At 49.1% G+C, this 18,496-nt stretch carries 15 protein-coding genes; 4 read left to right on the top strand and 11 right to left on the bottom strand.

The annotated features are described in order from the left end of the window. The first annotated feature begins 269 nt into the window (after window positions 1-269). A complete protein-coding gene (locus tag LSE01S_RS02720; protein WP_061776089.1) occupies window positions 270-1,352 on the top strand; it encodes a MucBP domain-containing protein in 1,083 nt (360 codons plus the stop codon). Window positions 1,353-1,419: 67 nt separating this feature from the next. Here the strand turns inward: LSE01S_RS02720 and LSE01S_RS02715 are convergent, their stop codons facing one another. Beyond that, the gene (locus LSE01S_RS02715) at window positions 1,420-2,853 is read right to left on the bottom strand and encodes a C69 family dipeptidase (RefSeq protein WP_061776088.1); all 1,434 of its coding nucleotides are present in this window, start codon (window positions 2,851-2,853) and stop codon (window positions 1,420-1,422) included. A 236-nt stretch (window positions 2,854-3,089) separates the two neighbouring features. On the opposite strand from LSE01S_RS02715, the gene LSE01S_RS02710 reads away from it, so the two are divergent. Beyond that, a complete protein-coding gene (locus tag LSE01S_RS02710) occupies window positions 3,090-4,445 on the top strand; it encodes an FAD-dependent oxidoreductase (protein ID WP_061776087.1) in 1,356 nt (451 codons plus the stop codon). A 122-nt stretch (window positions 4,446-4,567) separates the two neighbouring features. Here LSE01S_RS02710 and LSE01S_RS02705 read toward each other — a convergent pair whose 3' ends face one another. Together LSE01S_RS02705 and LSE01S_RS02700 are read right to left on the bottom strand one after the other, a co-directional pair. Beyond that, complete coding sequence (locus LSE01S_RS02705) at window positions 4,568-6,700, bottom strand: L-type lectin family protein (RefSeq protein WP_061776086.1); 2,133 nt, start codon at window positions 6,698-6,700, stop codon at window positions 4,568-4,570. Between the two features lie 173 nt (window positions 6,701-6,873). Next, complete coding sequence (locus LSE01S_RS02700) at window positions 6,874-8,451, bottom strand: peptide chain release factor 3 (RefSeq protein ID WP_061776085.1); 1,578 nt, start codon at window positions 8,449-8,451, stop codon at window positions 6,874-6,876. A 184-nt stretch (window positions 8,452-8,635) separates the two neighbouring features. Between LSE01S_RS02700 and LSE01S_RS02695 the strand changes: the two genes are divergently transcribed. Then, entirely contained in the window at window positions 8,636-9,190 is a 555-nt protein-coding gene (locus LSE01S_RS02695) for an ABC transporter permease family protein (protein ID WP_061776084.1), read from the top strand. Between the two features lie 24 nt (window positions 9,191-9,214). Here the strand turns inward: LSE01S_RS02695 and LSE01S_RS02690 are convergent, their stop codons facing one another. The 7 genes from LSE01S_RS02690 to recX all read right to left on the bottom strand — a co-directional run bounded on the left by LSE01S_RS02690 (window position 9,215) and on the right by recX (window position 16,820). Then, on the bottom strand, window positions 9,215-11,239 hold the full coding sequence (locus LSE01S_RS02690) for a CDP-glycerol glycerophosphotransferase family protein (RefSeq protein WP_061776083.1): 2,025 nt from the start codon (window positions 11,237-11,239) through the stop codon (window positions 9,215-9,217). A gap of 14 nt (window positions 11,240-11,253) precedes the next feature. Continuing rightward, window positions 11,254-12,138, bottom strand: coding sequence for a hypothetical protein (locus tag LSE01S_RS02685; protein WP_061776082.1), 885 nt, complete (start codon window positions 12,136-12,138; stop codon window positions 11,254-11,256). 66 nt (window positions 12,139-12,204) lie between these two features. After that, complete coding sequence (tagD, locus tag LSE01S_RS02680; protein ID WP_061776081.1) at window positions 12,205-12,621, bottom strand: glycerol-3-phosphate cytidylyltransferase; 417 nt, start codon at window positions 12,619-12,621, stop codon at window positions 12,205-12,207. A 122-nt stretch (window positions 12,622-12,743) separates the two neighbouring features. Further along, entirely contained in the window at window positions 12,744-13,886 is a 1,143-nt protein-coding gene (locus tag LSE01S_RS02675; RefSeq protein ID WP_061776080.1) for an AI-2E family transporter, read from the bottom strand. 102 nt (window positions 13,887-13,988) lie between these two features. Continuing rightward, complete coding sequence (ntdP, locus tag LSE01S_RS02670; RefSeq protein WP_061776079.1) at window positions 13,989-14,546, bottom strand: nucleoside tri-diphosphate phosphatase; 558 nt, start codon at window positions 14,544-14,546, stop codon at window positions 13,989-13,991. A 260-nt stretch (window positions 14,547-14,806) separates the two neighbouring features. Beyond that, complete coding sequence (locus tag LSE01S_RS02665) at window positions 14,807-15,982, bottom strand: serine hydrolase domain-containing protein (protein WP_061776078.1); 1,176 nt, start codon at window positions 15,980-15,982, stop codon at window positions 14,807-14,809. A gap of 34 nt (window positions 15,983-16,016) precedes the next feature. Continuing rightward, window positions 16,017-16,820 carry a recombination regulator RecX gene (recX, locus tag LSE01S_RS02660; protein WP_235808292.1) on the bottom strand — a complete coding sequence of 268 codons (804 nt, stop codon included), beginning with the start codon at window positions 16,818-16,820 and terminating at the stop codon, window positions 16,017-16,019. Between the two features lie 210 nt (window positions 16,821-17,030). Between recX and LSE01S_RS02655 the strand changes: the two genes are divergently transcribed. After that, window positions 17,031-17,480, top strand: coding sequence for a flavodoxin (locus tag LSE01S_RS02655; protein ID WP_061776077.1), 450 nt, complete (start codon window positions 17,031-17,033; stop codon window positions 17,478-17,480). A gap of 83 nt (window positions 17,481-17,563) precedes the next feature. Here LSE01S_RS02655 and LSE01S_RS02650 read toward each other — a convergent pair whose 3' ends face one another. Then, window positions 17,564-18,478, bottom strand: a complete 915-nt coding sequence (locus LSE01S_RS02650) for a YihY/virulence factor BrkB family protein (RefSeq protein ID WP_235808291.1) — start codon at window positions 18,476-18,478, stop codon at window positions 17,564-17,566. Between the last annotated feature and the right edge of the window lie 18 nt (window positions 18,479-18,496).

Genomic DNA, 18,496 nt, shown 5'->3' with positions numbered 1-18,496 from the left:
CTAGGGTAAACAACCCCTAGGTCCTTTTGTTATCCCCGCTCATATGGTCACAAATACCCCCTAACAATCGCCAGTTCCAGTTAAACTTGATGTCCCAACCGGCCAAAGCCCAGATCCCTGGTTATCAACGTCAATATCCGCCAGCTAACCACCTTTAGTCCCATGCTCACGTTGGTATTGAAAATCTAAATCGCTTTCAGCAAGATTGCCTTGCTACCGCGGATTGCGGTATACTAAAAACAATAGACGATCTTAGGAGGTGAAAGGTTATGGCATTCTTTAATTGGTTGCGGCAAATAATTGCCCCACGGAATACCCCCGTGAGCCACCGACCGCAGCATTTGGCACGCCGGCCCGCCCCAACAGAATCCCACCCTCTCCCTCATTCAGTCCCATCAGTATCAACTCCGGCGGTAAAACCGAGTCCGAAACCAGTTGTCCCGGCACCAGATCCCGTTCAATTGGGTCCAACGGCGACTCTGGTCGTTCGAATCGTCGATCAACGCGACCGACCATTACAACCGGCGCTCATTTTAACGGGGTATCAATTCGGTCCTGTCCACGGTGAACTGCCGGTGATCGATGGTTACATTCTCACCGACATTCAGGGCTTTACCCAAACGTTCTTATCGGAGTATGGTCTGATGACCCTAATTTATACCAAGGAACAAGGGCAACCACTGCTGACCTATTACCTCGATTACGATAATGGCCAACTACTCAAGCTGCCCGATTTCCGCCGTGGGATCCTCGGTGCCCCTTATGCTTCGATACCACCAGAGTTTCCAAACTACCGAATCTTTCAAGCACATGGGGATCATAAGGGCCACTTCTCCCGGCATCCCAACCAGATGACTTACTTCTACCGGCGAGATGACTGGGACACGGTTCAACGGGTTCATCAATTTATGGAGTTACTGACGGACCACGTGGTCTACGATGCTCCGGCAGGTAATCCCTACAACTACCAATTCCCCGCAACCTCAATTTGGCGGGTCTTCGTCATCATCACCCTACACAATCACGACGAATGGCTCAACCTTGGTGGTGACCAATGGATTCCCATGACCGACGTCGAACGTCGGGATGGCCCAGTTCAACCAGAGCTCCCCCATCACACCTGGACCCCACAGCCCTTCGACCGGTTAGGGGTTGTCGATTACGTTCCGCACCAGGCAGTCACCGTTTTCGAGGAACCTTATGGCGAGTCCAACGGTGAAATTGAAAACGGCGCAACGCTTGAAATCCGCGGCCGCATCATCGATGACCAGCAACTTGTCTGGTATCAGATTGGTCCCAACACTTACATCAATGCCCGATACACCCATCTGTTACCCACAGAAACTATTTAAATAAATCCGATTCCTAAAAAAATCCAGCAACCATTATAAAATGGTCGCTGGATTTTTTAATCTGTAACTAAAGGTTCTTATCCATGTTAAAGGTTAACTTCGACAGGTTCAGGCCCTCTTCGATTAAGTCATTAGTAAACTTGGTGGTATCGGCCTTCATCGCTTTGACAATGGCGTAGTTCTGCGCCGTTAGGTAGGCGGTTAAATCATCCCCGGACAACGTCTTAGCATGGGCTTGCGTAGCGGCGACATGCGCCCGAAACCTTTCCTTAGCGGCCGTGATGTAGTCGGTATCTCGTTCGATAAAGTTACGGTAATGAGACTCCACCACCATTGACAGCTTGCGGTACATCCAGTAGGCACTCTGGTCGTCCAGATGAACCGGGGTGTCGCTATACGACGGGTCCGTATCCGTCGCGTTAGCGAAGAATGGCACGTATGGTGAGAATGCGGGCACTCCGAAGCATAGCCACATAATAGCGGAACTAGCCGCTGGCACATCGTTGCGGATTTGCAAAACGTGTGAGTTTTGTGTCCGGTTCATGGAGATTGGCCGGAACTTCTTCCGGTCGGCTTCACTCCCCTGACCAAACGGATCATAGGGCGTTTCGTTGTAATGGGAACTCAAAATGTATTCAACATCTTCTACACTAATCTTATGGCTCGTCCGGCAAATAAACGGCAGGTCACTGGATTGAGGATCTTGTTCGATCTCGGGATTCAAGACCCGTTGCCCGAACCAGACCCGTGGCGTGTTATAGTGCCGGTCTTTTTCATTACTGGTCCCAAAGATGTGTCGGAAGTTCCAGCCATTTTGGTCCGGATTCAAATGGTTTTCCTTAACAAAGTCCGCAATTCCCTCAGAGAACATGAAGTTATCGGGATCATCAAAAGTCACCTGTTGAATGGCAACTTGGTTAGCCGCAATGGCATAGGCATCATCCGGAATGCGTTGCGCAACCCAGTGGTGTCCAGTGACAATTTCCATATACCAAACTTCATCGTTGTCGGAGAATAAGACCCCGTTACCTTCGGGTGAACCATACTGCTTAATCAGGTTGCCCAGGTAGCGCACCCCGTCACGTGCAGAAGTGATGTAAGGCAAGACAAACGTTTGCAGTGAGTCTTCGGCCAACCCATTGGCAACCAACGGGTCACAGGCTAAGGCCGCGGGATTCCCATAGACGCTTTCGGTGGCACTCATAGCGACATTGTGGTCGTTAAACCCGCTTTCGGCATAGACCCCTTCCTTATCAACTTCCACATTGGGCGTCGCTTGATAACGATACCCATCATGCGGAATTGGCGCCGTAAACCCATTTTGGTTGGACACCCAAGTCCGATCGGGCTGATCATGCTCAGCGGGATGCATAACGAACCGTTGAGGAGTTAAAGGCAAGAACGTGTCGTCGTTTCTGGCAATCAAGGTTGATCCGTCAACCGTTGCTTGTTTGCCGACTAATACGGTCGTACAGGCAGATAAATGTTTTGCAACTTTCATTTAATGACCACTCCTTATTAATTTCCTACATGCCATAGTGTACCCCTTTTGTGCGGCCACGACTAGCTTCGGCTTTTTCGCCTATCGTCCGCTAAATGGTTACACATTTAAGAAAGTGTTGACATTAATCCCGAATTGCTTAAAATAGAGTTGTATTCAATTGAAACGGCTTTCATCTGGATTAGCTTGTGAAAAATGTTTCAATATCAAAATCTTGTTTTGGGAGGCAACATATTATGAAAGTCACAGTTGTAGGTTGTACACATGCAGGGACCTTTGCCATCAAGCAGATCTTAGCAGAACATCCGGACGCTGAAGTCACCGTCTACGAACGTAACGATGTCATTTCATTCTTATCCTGTGGGATTGCCCTGTACCTTGGCGGCAAGGTCGCAGACCCTCAAGGCTTATTCTACTCAAGCCCAGAAGAACTTAAGGGCTTAGGCGCTAATGTTCAAATGAATCACAACGTCTTAGTCATCGACCCAGATGCCAAGACGGTGACCGTAGAAGACTTAAATAGTCACGAAAAAACCACCGATAGTTACGACAAGTTAGTTATGACCTCCGGTTCATGGCCAATCGTTCCCAAGATTCCGGGGATTGACAACGATAAGGTTAAACTTTGCAAGAACTGGGCTCACGCACAGGCCTTGATTGAAGACGCCAAATCCGCTAAGCACATTACCGTCATTGGTGCCGGCTACATTGGCGCAGAACTGGCAGAAGCTTACTCGACCACTGGCCATGACGTCACGTTAATTGATGCCATGGACCGTGTCATGCCAAAATACTTTGACAAAGAATTCACTGACGCCATTGAAGCAGACTACCGGGACAACAATGTTCAGTTAGCCTTGGGTGAAACCGTCAAGAGCTTTGACCATGACGGCGATCGGTTAAAGATCACCACCGATAAGGGGAGCTACGACACCGATCTGGCCATCCTGTGCATCGGCTTCCGGCCAAACACCGATCTCCTGAAGGGTAAGGTCGACATGGCCCCTAATGGTGCCATCATCACGGATGATTACATGCGGTCATCCAACGCCGACATCTTCGCTGCCGGTGATAGTGCCGCCGTTCACTACAATCCAACTCATAAGAACGCCTACATTCCGCTAGCAACTAATGCGGTTCGCCAAGGGATCTTGGTCGGCCAAAACCTCGTTAAGCCAACGGTGAAGTACATGGGAACCCAGTCAACCTCTGGTTTGGCCCTATATGGCAAGACCATTGTTTCAACCGGACTAACCTTAGCCGCAGCCGAGGATCAAGGTATCAAAGCAGAACAAGTCATCGTTAAGGACAATTACCGTCCAGAGTTCATGCCTTCGACCACTCCGGTCTTGATGTCCTTAGTCTTTGACCCTAGCACTCGTCGGATCTTGGGTGGTGCGCTGATGAGTCAATACGATGTTTCGCAATCGGCAAACACCCTGTCCGTCTGCATCCAAAATGAAAACACGATTGATGATCTGGCCATGGTTGATATGCTCTTCCAACCTAACTTCGACCGGCCATTCAACTACTTAAACATTGTGGCCCAAGCTGCCCAAGCCAAGGCTGCAAAACTCGACGCTGTCGATTAACCACCGGCGTCAAACGAAAAAGCCGACCAATTGGTCGGCTTTTTTTGATCGCTTGAGATAGCGGTGCCCTAGTCACTCACCCGTGTCCGCGAGTCGGTTATCTTCATCGTTCATGCCCTAGTCTAGGATGGCACATCATTCAATGTCCAAGTTAATTGGGCTTCATAGTCACCATGAACGGCAGCACTATTGAGTTCCAACATCAATCCTTGATCATCGTCCCAATCACCGGCGACATCGGTTAGATCATCGTCATCGGTGGCGGTTCCCGTACCCACGGTCGTCGCCACATCCGTAATCGGCGTCTGATCGCCCCGATCGAAGTAGAATAAATTTCCAGCTAGTTTGGTTCCATCAGACCGTTTAAAGTCTGTCCCGGTGACCTGCAGGCTCCATTTAGCCCCGGCCTCACGAGTGTCTAAAACCTCGACCTGCCAGCCGGTTAGCCGCCGCACTTTCTGCTTCGTTCCAGTCAGCATCGTGTCGGCAAAGGCCCCCGTCCCATCACCGGTCTGCAATAATAGTTGCCGGTTAACATCGATAGTATAGGTCACCTCATTTGAAAGGTTGCCAAATGGGTCTCCAACGACAAAGGTCAGCTTGTTACGCCCCGATTTAAGCTTGGCAGCGGGTACCGTCACCGTGAAGACTCCGCTGTCGTCACCCTCACCTTCCGGAATCTGGAAATCCGGTAAATTTTCGCCGTTGATCTTCGGCTTAACCGTCATGTCGGAGTTTCCCAGACCCAGGCCTTCGGGAATAACCACTAACCCCCGCATACTAACATCCTCACCAGCCTCGGCTTCAGTACCCGCGCCGGATAGGGAAAGTGCATACAGGTCTAGCGTCGGGTTCAACACCATTGACGGGGTCGATGTCGTTACGACACCGTTAACCGCGGCGAAGGTGCTCACCGTCGAATCGAGCGGGGTCGTCCCCTTCACGTCTTCTGCTTTACCGGTGAAGGAAATCACGGCCGATTTATTGGTGTCCGACAAATCCTCCGTCAGCGTGTAACGAACCTGGTTATCGCTCAGATCCGCCAGACTAACATCTGCCGTAGTCCCATCACTGTACGTGATTTTGGCGGACTGGTAATCGATGTGGTCGGGGAGCTGAATTTGCGCCTCAACCTTCTTCCAGGCCTGCTTACCCTTAAAATAGTCTAATTGATAATCGACCTGAACGTTGTGGGTGCCCATGAAGGATTCACCTTCCCCAACGGTCTTTCCAGTGGTTGTGTCGGTCACCTTAGTCTTCGCGGTGGCATCCACTAAGCCAGGAACTTCTTCAAAGAGCACCAGATTGTTTTCATAGCTCTCACCCGTGGCACCGGTGAACCCCCAACGAACCTTATTCGTGCCCTTCGGGTCAATTTTAGCTAAATCCAGGGGCACGGTCTGCGTGGTTCCCGTCTTTTCCTCACCCGTCAAGGGGTCCTTATCATCAAAGGTATAGGTCATTTCCTGTGCCTTAGCCGACCAGTTCAGGCTCAAATGGTGCCAGGCCCCATTGGCCAGCATTGTGTAGTCGCCACTAATCAAGCCTGCATGGGCCTGCGTCGCATAATAGCCCACCCCATAAATAGGAATGTAGGTCACTGTTCGCACCATTTCATAGGTTTCCGGTGCACCTGGATAATTACTAGCAATGTGTGGCCCCTTAATCGAAACATCGAACGAATCCGCATCGCCGGAATTTCCATAACTAGTGGAATTATTTAAATGTGTGTCGAACTCCAACGCCCAACTGTTTTGAATGGCCAAAGCGGCCAGAGCTCCCGGATCCGTGTTCTTGCGATTATTATCTACACCCCAGACACCTAACGTTTCGCCGGAAATGGTCTTGCCAAATTTTGGCGAAGCCGCTAAGCCATTGTCGTCGTTTTGGAAAACCAGGGCCATGCCGTCAGCCGCCTTCTTCCCAGTATTGCCAAAGTACATCCACATTGAAGCCGAATGATCCTGGGTTAAATCGAAAACGTTTTCATTTGTTGACCAAAGGGCCCCGTACTGCCGCTTACCATTACTCACCCGTGCAGCCTGGGTCCCTTTAACATTGGGATTGGTCACATCGACCACTTGAGCCTGATTATTGGGCGCCGTTCCCGGCGTAAAAACATTTTCGAGGGCAATTCCTTGAGGGGCGGTTTTCAACGCCTGGTCGTAGTCGGCGTCGGATCTGGCCGCAGTTCCTCCTGCGCCCAGGACCCCTACACCCACTAAAATTCCCAACCATACCTTTAGTTTCACCATAACCACCCCTCTCCGTCCCATAAAATGTTGTGGGACTCAATCAAAGTGTCATCTTTCTCCTACAGGTATACTAACATATATTAAACTATCAATTGATAAAACATCATTTTTTGACGTAATCTCTTTGAATTTTGACCAAAAAAATGGCCGCCCGATCGGGACGACCATTAGATTTATAACTTAGCTGTTAACTCAACATCGGGATACTTATCCTTGAACCACCGTTCTGCAAATTGGTTTTCAAATAAGAAGAGGGGTTCGCCCTGATTGTCCTTAACCAGTAAGTTCCGGGACGATGACATCCGTTCGTCCAGCTGTTCTGGATTGATCCACCGCGCCGTCTTCTTCCCCATTGGTTCCATGATGACTTCTGAGTTGTACTCGTTTTGCATTCGGAACTGGAAGACTTCGAACTGCAGCTGACCCACGGCACCCAAGATGTAGTCACCAGTGGAATAGGACGTGTAGAGTTGCACGGCTCCTTCTTGAACCAGTTGATTAATCCCCTTGTGGAAAGACTTTTGCTTCATCACATTTTTTGCCGTGACCCGGACAAAGAGTTCTGGCGTGAATTGTGGGAGCTTTTCAAACTTGATCGCCTGCTTACCGGTATAGATAGCATCCCCGATTTGGAAATTCCCGGTATCGTACAGCCCGATGATATCTCCGGCAACGGCGGTTTCCACGTTTTCCCGGGTATCGGCCATGAATTCCGTCACGTTGGACAGACGAAGCTTCTTGCCCGTCCGTTCCTGCATGACGTCCATCCCGCGATCAAATTCTCCGGAACAGATCCGAACAAATGCAATCCGATCCCGATGATTAGGGTTCATGTTTGCTTGAATCTTGAACACAAAGCCTGAGAATTCTGGATCGGTGGGCTTGACGGTGTCGCCCGCTTCAGTGGTATGTTCGGCTGGCTTGGGGGCGTATTGCAAATAGGTTTCCAGGAACGTCTTCACCCCGAAGTTGGCTAAGGCCGAACCAAAGAACACGGGTGTCTGATCCCCACTGGCAATCTTAGCCTCATCGAAGTCATTACCAGCCTCTTCAATCAGTTCCATGTTGTCACGAGCATCCTGATACCAGCCATCGTTTTGCAGATCATTAGGTTCGGCCAAATCACCGGCTTCATTCAGGGGCAGATACTGTTCCCCATCGGCATCGGGACGGTATAGGGCCACCCGATGATGATGCCGGTCATACAGGCCCTTCAATTCCTTCCCCATCCCAATCGGCCAGTTCATAGGATAGCCTTCAATGCCCAAGACATCTTCCAATTCGGCAATCAGGTCCATGGGATCACGTCCGTCACGGTCTAACTTGTTCATGAAGGTAAAGATCGGAATCCCCCGCATCTTACAGATCTGAAACAACTTCTTGGTTTGCGGCTCAATTCCCTTCGCCGAGTCAATGACCATGACCGCCGAATCCACGGCCATCAAGGTCCGATACGTATCTTCAGAAAAGTCTTCGTGTCCTGGGGTGTCCAAAATGTTAATTCGCTTACCCTGGTAATTGAATTGCATGACGGAACTCGTCACGGAGATTCCCCGCTTTTGTTCAATTTCCATCCAGTCGGACTTAGCAAAGTTACCACTCTTACGAGCCTTTACGGTTCCGGCTTCACGAACAACCCCACCAAACAAAAGTAATTGTTCAGTAATGGTCGTCTTCCCAGCATCGGGGTGAGAAATGATAGCAAAGGTGCGTCGTTTGTCGACCGCTGGTGCTAAAGTTTTTTCAGTCATAGTTCATCCTCACAAAATTTATTTTCGATTTAATTCGTTCGTGTCATTTTATTTTTTTACACAGCGCTTTGATTTTAACACATTTAACCCAACAATTCACGGTTGCCGCTGAGGCCATCCCGCAATCTGCCATTTCGTGGTATGATAGGGGAACGAAGTTTATCAATTAGAAACGGGTGAAAGTATGTCGGCTAGTTCTGAAGCCATCTTGATCGAAATTTTATTTGGACTAGGTGCACTGATTGTTATCGGTGGCTTAGTGAGCCTGATTATCGCGCGAAAACGGCGGCAATCATTGCGATCGCCAATGACCATTATCATCTGCGGCGCCGGAATTGCCGTTAGTGCGGTCCTCCTCAACGTCTTGATGTTCAAGACTTACGATAACGTCCGGCTCAAGAAGAATCAATATTATGAGGCTACCAGCCTGACTAGCAACATGCGGCAGTCACTGGCTAGCACCCGAACGGCCAACCAGCCGGTGGCACCAAATGATAAGAAGGCCAGCAAAAATGTAACTTACCTGGTTGAACACACCAATCAAACCAAGGCCTCCCTGACACACGCTCAGGATGCCCAGCAACAACTAGCCAAACAGCATCCCGATATCAAACGGATTCACCGTGACTATCACTACGTCTTGCAAAGCTACTTTGATAAGGTCGTCACCCCGCAACACGCCGATCAGTTAACTAAGCACGCCTATCACCAAGTACTTCATTTCAATAAAAACGCCTGAGAGCTTGTCTCAGGCGTTTTTTGATTAACCATTTTTTTGAATTTGTTGAATCACGTAGTTCACAATTTTCAGAGAACTTAACCCATCGTCAATCGAACAAAAACGTCGATAGAAGTCCATAAACTTCTTGTTATTGCTCATATCTGGCGTTGCAAGCTTATCCCCAATCAGCGACAACAGTTGCGTTTCATTCTGAGCGATCTCACCCGGCAGATCCTTCTCGTAATCGAGATAGAACCCCCGCAGTTCATCCTTATACATATGGTAGTCATACGGGTAGAATAGGATTGGCCGCTTCAAGTAAGCGAAATCGAAGAAGACGGACGAGTAATCCGTGATCAGCATGTCACTGATCAAGTAGAGATCAGAAATGTTGGGGTGATTGGAAAAGTCAAAGACGACACCCTCATACCCACTAATGTCCAAAGCATTAGAAATCAGATAATGCATCCGCAAGACCAGCACGGCGTCATCTCCATACTGCTTTTGGAATTCATCCAGTGAGAATGGTAGTTCAAAGGTATACTTCCCCTTCTCGGCAAATTGGTTATCGCGATATGTTGGGGCGTACAAGACGACCTTCTTATCTAATGGAATCCCCAACTCTTGCTTCAAAGCAGTCACATCATCCGGCGTGCTATTAATCAGTTCGTCATTTCGCGGATAACCAACCTTCAGGATCTGGTTGTTATAACCAAAAGCCGATCGGAAGATCCGGGTAGAATAGTCGTTCGGCGAAACCAGGGCGTCCCATCGATTAGCTTCGCGCACGAAGTTCACGTGATACTTAGCCGTCGTAGTTCCCGGCATCGAAACATTTTCGATATCCAGGCCTAACTTCTTCAGTGGTGTTCCATGCCAGGTCTGGATGTAAGTCAAATATTGCGGCTTCTTAACCCATGATGGGAACCGCGCATTACTAATCCAGAAACTTGCCTTTCCCAGAACGCGAACCCATTTAGACGTCCGCCGAATCACATAAGGAATATCATTTTCCTTACAAAAATGTTTCTGTGACCGGTCAATGGACCAGATAAAGTTAAATCCAGGATAAAGTTGTTTGAACAAAAGATAGATGGCATAGGGTGAGTCACTGACTTGACGCCCACCGAAGCTCTCAAAGACCAAAGTCGGTTGGTCATATGGCCGGTGTCCCCGCTTGAATAACCGCCGCATGTAGACCAAGTTCACCTTGTCCATCAACATACTTAAAAAGCGCGTGACCCCCCCGACCTTACCGGGGACGGCAGCGATTCGTTCTGGGACGGTCGGTGCGGCTGTCTCTTGAACCCGAATTCCGTTATCATACCGTTTCTCAATCATGACCAGCCGGTGACCGGCCGTAATCGTTTGGGTCACCTGCCCCGCCAATGACTGCGACATGACCACTCGTTGCTCAAGGTCTTGCCCATTCACAGTCGAGCGGATAAACAGTTGCTGGGTGGTGTCTGCGGCGAGATCGGACAACGGAATGGTTCCCAGAAACAACCCATGTAAACTCATATGAGTAATGGGCCATTCAGCCGTGCTGTCCGCCGACGCGTTCTTTAACACCAACCGCTGATTGTCAATCGGCTGATTATTAATCCGACTAGGCCCCGTAATCTGGAGCTGGTCGTCTTGCAAATTAATGGCCTTAATCGTAAATTCATCGTCGGCCTGTTGGGTATGCATATTGAATACCGCCATCCCATTAGCGTCACTGTTAACTTGATAATAACTGGTCAACGTCAACTGATGCCGGTCACTCAGGTATTCACTCTCGACCTGAATCAGCCCCCGGGTGTGTTGTTGTCGCAGGTTCAAATACATTTCCCAGCTGAACTCACTCTGACTTCCCGTCTGATACTGCAGATCATTGGCATCCACCTTGATCCGCACAACGTCCGCACTAACGGCCTTGCTAATCGGAATCGTGAGGGATGCCTGCGATTGCTTTTCCAGGAAGGTGACGGCTAAATCATCGAAGGGTTCTGGGACGTCAATGAGTTCCAGTTCCAACTCCTGTATATTCTTTTTATGATGTAATCCAGATAAAATCGCACGCACGATGGAAAAACTCCTTAGTAGTTAAAAATCAGCTGGTTCGGCATTTGCGGTGAGAAGGCCGCGTTAATCCCCAAGTCCACGTAAAGACAGGTCTTAGGGGTCATCATCTTACTCAAAACGTCTTGATAAAAAGCATACAGGTTATCAAAGCGCCGGTAGTTTGCGTAGACCAAGACGCCAAAGTAGGTTTCCGTCGTGGAAACAATCGACGTGTGGTCGATGGCTTCTTCATTGGCCTTGTCACGATCCCGCTGCGTCATATTGGCAATCGTCGCGTTTTGCTTGGCATCGCCAAATTTAGTCGCTAGCATCGCCGACGTCGTACTCAGATTGTAGACTTGCTCGACTGGTCGATCGTGACGGACAAACCGGAGCACAGCTTCACCCTTTTCATTCAGGAGGTAACTCGTTTGCGCCACTTCATTTTGAATCTTCTCGATCCCAATGACAGTGCCCGTTAAACCATAGGTATCAATTTGTTGGAGCTGATCGCTGTGGTACTGGCGCAGCACCATTGGGGTCTCATTATCCAGTTGCCGTAGTTCGGCCACAAGGTGACCTGCCCGCAGGTATCGCTTGACCTGTTCCTCGCTGTCCGCAAACAACCGCTCGTCAAGCTGGTCGAGCTGGGCTGCATGCCGTTCGTCAGCGGTCAACGCGAGCCCAGCTTCCTGGCTAAACAAGTCCGCCAAGGTCACCAACTTCACGTTCGCCACATCCGCATGGTGTTTTACCAATCGATTCAGGTACTCCCGAACCGTCCAGGTTGCGGCAAAATCCATCACCGTCACCAGTACCGTGACGGGGACTTGCTCTTGTAAAGCCTTCAATAGCTGTTTAGAAAAGTTAGGCTTATGAATGCTATCTAAAGACGTTACTAAAAAGATAATTTGCTGCATTGCTTTGCCTCCATCTATGCCGATTACGAAAAAATCCCTAGTCTGCGACTAAGGATTGTTCTCACGCTACTCTTCTTCCTTCCAGTCGTCTTCTTCCGTCAAGCCAAGATCATGCTTGATCTTGGTGGTTGAGATACCTTCGGTCCGTGGTAGGTAAACCACTTCACAGTAATCTTTCAGGAAATCAAACTTACCCTTCCAGTCGTCGCCCATCACAAAGATATCAATATCGTTGTCTTGGACGTCCTTAATCTTCTGATCCCAAGACTTTTCAGGGATCACGCGATCAACGTATTTAATAGCTTCAAGAATGTACTTCCGGTCTTCGTAAGAGGTGTAAGCCCGCTTACCCTTTTCGGCATTAAACTCGTCGGATGACACGCAGACGGTTAAATCATCACCAAGTGCCTTGGCCCGTTCCAACAACCGAATGTGTCCCTTATGTAAAAGGTCGAACGTTCCGTACGTAATTACTTTTTTCATGTAGAATCTCCTACTTTATCTGGTTAGTCTCCCTGTCGCTTAGGCAAGGGTGCTCGTAAAAATCCAATAACAAGTTAAATACTAGCATATTCAGCGGTCACGTCAACTTGAAACCGCAAACGTTAGTCTTTTCTTGATAACTTTTCTGCCGGAACTGCCACAGGTTTTTCCGGATGTTCCAACTGCCAAATGCTATAAAGGTATTGTACCACCGTCTTTACCACGGCATATAACGGCACAGCCAGAATCATCCCCAGCAAGCCGGCAATGTTCCCGGCTGCTAGCAAGATAATGATAATTGTTAGCGGATGAATTTGTAAGCTACGACCAATGATGTTGGGATAAACCAGGTTCCCATCAATCTGCTGGACAACCACGACCACAATCACCACGTAGATCACCATATTAGTACTCATGGTAAAGGCCACAATCATGGCTGGCAGAATACCAATGTAGGGCCCCACGTACGGAATCAGATTGCAAAGGCCGCCGAAGACACCGAGAAGTAACGCATACCTTTCACCAATCAAGAAGTACCCGATAGCGGTGAAGCTCCCAACGAACAGGCATTCTAAAATTTGGCCCCCAACGTAACGGGCAATCGTTGCGTTCATTTTCCCTAGTAATTCCACCGTCTGATCGGCATGCTTAGCTGGCAACCACTTCTGAATGGCCGGCATAAAGCGCTCGCCATCCTTCAACATGTAAAACAACATGACGGGCACTGTGACCACCGTGACGGTCACGGACGTCACGGTACCAATGATTGTACCAATACCGTTCGTTAAGCCGCTCATGAAGCTCTCAGCGTACTTAGAGAACGCACTCTGAATCTGGGTGAGGTACTTTGAAAAATCAATATTGTGAAACATCGGCCGATCAATAACCTTGGCTAAAACCGCCTCACTGGCGTGGGCGAAGTCCGGGATATTACCAATCAAATTGGTAATCTGATTAACTAACCGGGGAACCACCCACATCCCGCCGGCAACCAACACACCTAGTAGTAGCAGGAATACGATGGTCACGGCTCCCGTCCGATTAATCCGAAACTTCTTCCAGCGAACCTTCTCCAACAATCGAACAATGGGGTTCAAGAGATAAAAAAGAACCCCTGATAACAATAGCGGCGCAAAGATGGTGGAAAGAAAAACGCCAATCGGTGAAAACATGAAGCTAATCTTGGTACAAACCCAAATAAGCGTTGCCACGATTAAAATTTCCAATGACCAAAACATCAGCCGCGAATTTGCTACCCATTTCATGGCTTCGTCCCCCTTTCATCAAGTTTTCTGAGTAAACATGTATTTTCTAAAAAAGGAGCTAGCCACGAATGGACTTGCTCCTGGTGATACGGAAGACAACCCTTACTGATCATTCGAGCGGCGGAGTAACTCTTGATATCTTTGATACCAAAGGTCGACATAAGCCTGGGAAAAAGGGCCCTTTTTATGATTAATCCAATCGACTAGCGTTAACACGTTGGCCTTTAATATCTGGTCGGTTTCCGCGCCATAGTGCCACCGTTGACTGAAATCTTCATACTCATCAACGTCGAGCAGACGTTTCTCCCCATCCGGAAAAACCTTTACGTCGAGATCATAATCAATATATTTGAGCGCTTCTTTATCCATAACATACGGGGATGCCAGGTTACAGTAATACGACACCCCGTTGTCCCGAATCATCGCAACAATGTTGAACCAATAATGCTTGTGAAAATAAACGATCGCGGGTTCACGAGTCACCCACCGGCGGCCATCGTCTTCAGTGACCAGGGTGTGGTCATTGACGCCAATGACGGCGTTTTCGCTTGTTTTGAGTACCATGGTGTCGCGCCAAGTTCGATGCAAACTTCCGTCGTGCTTGTAGCTTTTGATCGTAATGAAGTCGCCTTCCTTAGGTCCTCTAGCTTCGCGCGTCATGTATTAACCCTACTTTCTAAGTAACGGGTAACTATAAAAATTCACTCAATATTATACCAGATTAGGCCGCATTTGGATAGGCAGCATTCCCCGCTCATACGGAAAAATCTTGGTTGGTATCACCCGCTTTGTCGGCTCACCTTAACGCCGCCAATGAATGAATATAAATCCGTCTGCCCTTACCGAAAGAAGTACGACTCACTCCGCGGACCTAATCGATCTAAAAACGCCGCGACATTGTCACGGCATTCTGCTACGGCTTAATTAAGTTGCCCACTCTCCAGTAGATTCCAAATATTCTCCGCCGGAACCTGTGAGAGCTGATTGGCGCGGTAATAGTTGCTGAGCAGGATGACCCCATCCTGCCCATCACGACTGACCAAGGCGGTGGCCTCATAACCATATGCTAAACCGTGAACACGGATATAGCCTGGGTAGGCGTACGCACCACCCCCGTACATTGAGGCGGTTCCCGGATTCAACAGAACCGCCGCATCAGCCTTCGGATATAACTTACCCAATAACATGTTTCGCTCACCAACAAACAGGTCGTGAACCGACATGTAGACCTGGCCCGTGCCAAACTGATAAAACATGGACGCCCGGGATTCCCCATAAAGGCGGTTGTAGTTCGGCACCACATCGTTAATGTCAGTATTCTGATAACCCTGAGAATAGCTCGACCGATGTCGCATGTTGAAGACAAACCCCGTATGCTTCAAATGCCACGGGCGTGTGATATTTTCCGTGAAGTACTGCCGATAACTTTGCCCGCTTACCTGTTCAATGATCCCCGCTAACAACATGAAGTTCACCGGCGAATAATCCCACTTACCAATCTGCTTCGGTTGGCTATTCACGTTTTGCAGGACAAACTTCAACATGCCGTTCTCCGATTCTAACTTATCCGGAAAGGCTGACAGCGTCAACCCACTCTTCATATCCAACATATCTCGTAGGGTAATCAGCTTGGACCCAGCAATTTGTGGATAGTATTTTGACAACGGGTCGGTCAATGCCAATTTTTGGGCCGCCGCCAGCTTCATAATCATCCCCGCCGTAAATGACTTCTGGACGGAGGCTAATTGGTAAATAGAGTTAGGACCGTTCTTCTTTTGTTGAGTGGCGTCGGCATACCCGTATCCTTGATCGAAGATCACCTTATCCTTATGCATCACCAATGCGGTCCCAACGAACCGATTGGCCCGTAAGATCGCATCGATTTGCCGGGCGGCAGCCGTTGGTTTTGGCTTAACAACTGGTTGCTTTTTTACCGGTTTAGGTTTTTTAGGGACCACTTTACGCTTAACCACTGATGAGCTATGCACAGCAGCCGGCTTCGACTGCGCCTGTCCGTTAAACCACCAGGCCAAGCCGCCACCAATTCCTAATACGGCTGCCAAGGCAACCACTGTTCCCCAAGTCTTTGGCTTCATTTCTGAGTCCCCCTTACTCTTTTAACGGTTGGCGTTAATCCGCTGATTCCCCTAAATCAGCGAGCCATTGACTAATGTCATCTAGCTTAAACCCCTTCCGATACAAGGCCTGTTTGGTCTTATAACGACGCTCACTATCGCCAAGTGTCCGATAGCGGTGCCACATCTTTTCTCCCTGCTTAGCTAGCAGGACCTGTTGCTCATCGACATCCGGCGTCAAATCCAATGCTTCCAGCATCTGATTCGCTTCGTCAACCGCAAAACCGCGACTGATCAATCCCTGACGAATCTTCTGTTTCTGAGTGCCAAAAGCCTGCCGCCGATAGCGCTTGACCAACTTCTCGGCCACAGCCGTCCCAATCTCCAAACGATCCTCGGGCGTGTAAACCTGAAGAGCATCATCGATCAGCTTTTCGCCGATTCCCTTTTGACGGAGATGTTGCCGAATCACGCGAGGGCCCTTGTCCCCCGTATGCATCATGGTCCGCACGTAACTGATCGCGTAGTGACTGTCGTCAACCAAGTTCAATTCGCGCAACCGCTTCATGGTCTGTTCGACCGTGACCGGTTCAATGTCTAGACTAATCAGCTTATCCGTAATTTCCTTTTCCGTTCGTAACTGGTGCGACAGGTAGTCTAACGCCCGATTGTAGGCCTTAGACACGTCATCCGCCGCTACCAGCTGCTCCTCCAATGCCTTATCAATCTCCATCCCCTTAAACAACCGGAAATCAATCAGGACATTTTCACTCACTGGAAACGCATAATGGCCATCCACATAAATGTTAAATCGACCTTGTCGTTTCTGCGCTTCAATCATGGTAATTGTTGCCAATATTACCGTCACACCTTTCACCAAGAACAACCACCGCTGTTCTCAAAATTTATTCTACCAGCTCCCCAGAGCCAGGGTTCCCTAAAGGGCTAGATTAGTTAGTCGATCATCTTTTCGCCAGCATGATGGTGCCCCCACCTAATGATTCCTAGTCAGGGCCCATCCCACCTGGTATAATTAGGCCGAAATCTGACACAGTAAGGAGGCAACAGGATGCTGACGGCCCACGTGGTTTATGCCACCATTACCGGTAATAATCGTCAAGTGGCGGCGATCGTCACCGAAGAATTACGGCACCAAGGATGCCAAGTCACCGAAAGCGAAATTTTCCAGACGGACGCCACCGACTTTCAGCAGGTCGATATTTGTGTGGTCTGTGCCTACACCTACGATGGCGGCGCACTTCCCGATGAGGGCCTCGACTTTTACGAAGACCTACAGGCAACTCGCCTGCCCCATCAAGTGTTCGGCGTGGCCGGATCGGGCGACACCTATTACGGGACCGATTACAATACCACCGTCGACCATTTTGAGGCGGCCTTTCAGCTAACTGGCGCGCGTGAAGGGGCCCAACCGGTCAAGATCGATCTGGCCCCCGATGCCGACGATCATCAGCGTCTCGTCATCTTCGCCCGTGGTCTGACGGCGTCTGCTCAAAGCTAGGCGGGCACGACCCATTACAATTGTTTTTATATCCAGACCTGCAACGTAAACGGAGCCGTGACGACCGTCACAGCTCCTCTTTTTTACGTGTTTTCATCATCTTTATCCTTGCTATGACGTTTCAACAACGCCTGCAAGGTCGTTCGTTCTTCAATGTCTCCCACCACTAACTCTTGAATGGCCGCATTTAGCACCGCCCCAAACATCAAAATGAGACCGGTGAAATCCAACCAGAACATTAAAACAATAAAAGTCCCTATGGTCTTATAGCTATCGATGTTATGAATGAAATACTTAATATAAAGTGTAAATGCCTGGGATAACAATAACCAACCCACGGTGGCGGTTAAGGCTCCCGGCCAGACAAACCGCAACTTTAATTTAGCACTGGGCACCAGGTAAAACAAAATCATCAGGACCAAGAAAACCATGATGAAAGTGACTGGCCACTTCACCGCGTTGACCGAGGCCAAAACCACATGTGGGATGTGTAACAGCGGCGTCAGTTGTTCAATCACCAGTTGACCAAAGCTAAAGAACAACATGACCAGGAACAAAAGCATAATCAAGGCTACCATCCAGAAAAATGCCAACCCCCGATTGACCAACGCATTCTGATCCTTTGCAACCCCATAGGCCCGGTTGACGGTCCGCTGAAACGCGGCAACGGCCTTCGATGATGACCAGAGCGCCACAATCACCCCGATCGACAACACCCCACTGCTTCGATTATTCAGGAAGGAGTGAACCGCGGGCGCCAGCATATCAAAAATACTTTCTGGAACCATCGGCTCAATATTATTGAGCACCGTGCTGGTTTCAATATGGAGGTACGGCAACAAGCTGGCCAAGACCAGTAGTGCCGGAAATAGCGATAGCAATATATAGTAGGCCAACACAACCGCCGAATCTCCCACATTGGCCATCTGATAATGTTTAATGATTGTTTGGAGCACGTGCTTTACCGGCCCCATAAGTTTACGCCAACGATTGTACAAGGCCCGTCGCGCCCCTTT

The organism is Levilactobacillus senmaizukei DSM 21775 = NBRC 103853, assembly GCF_001592085.1.
In the GTDB taxonomy this organism is placed as follows: Bacteria; Bacillota; Bacilli; order Lactobacillales; family Lactobacillaceae; genus Levilactobacillus; species Levilactobacillus senmaizukei.
This window is presented reverse-complemented; position numbering and strand designations above follow the sequence as displayed.

Coding starts and splice junctions, on each gene's coding strand:
- LSE01S_RS02720 (WP_061776089.1), top strand. CDS start 270: ATGGCATTCTTTAATTGGTTGCGGCAAATAATTGCCCCACGGAATACC.
- LSE01S_RS02715 (WP_061776088.1), bottom strand. CDS start 2,853: ATGAAAGTTGCAAAACATTTATCTGCCTGTACGACCGTATTAGTCGGC.
- LSE01S_RS02710 (WP_061776087.1), top strand. CDS start 3,090: ATGAAAGTCACAGTTGTAGGTTGTACACATGCAGGGACCTTTGCCATC.
- LSE01S_RS02705 (WP_061776086.1), bottom strand. CDS start 6,700: ATGGTGAAACTAAAGGTATGGTTGGGAATTTTAGTGGGTGTAGGGGTC.
- LSE01S_RS02700 (WP_061776085.1), bottom strand. CDS start 8,451: ATGACTGAAAAAACTTTAGCACCAGCGGTCGACAAACGACGCACCTTT.
- LSE01S_RS02695 (WP_061776084.1), top strand. CDS start 8,636: ATGTCGGCTAGTTCTGAAGCCATCTTGATCGAAATTTTATTTGGACTA.
- LSE01S_RS02685 (WP_061776082.1), bottom strand. CDS start 12,138: ATGCAGCAAATTATCTTTTTAGTAACGTCTTTAGATAGCATTCATAAG.
- tagD (WP_061776081.1), bottom strand. CDS start 12,621: ATGAAAAAAGTAATTACGTACGGAACGTTCGACCTTTTACATAAGGGA.
- LSE01S_RS02675 (WP_061776080.1), bottom strand. CDS start 13,886: ATGAAATGGGTAGCAAATTCGCGGCTGATGTTTTGGTCATTGGAAATT.
- ntdP (WP_061776079.1), bottom strand. CDS start 14,546: ATGACGCGCGAAGCTAGAGGACCTAAGGAAGGCGACTTCATTACGATC.
- LSE01S_RS02665 (WP_061776078.1), bottom strand. CDS start 15,982: ATGAAGCCAAAGACTTGGGGAACAGTGGTTGCCTTGGCAGCCGTATTA.
- LSE01S_RS02655 (WP_061776077.1), top strand. CDS start 17,031: ATGCTGACGGCCCACGTGGTTTATGCCACCATTACCGGTAATAATCGT.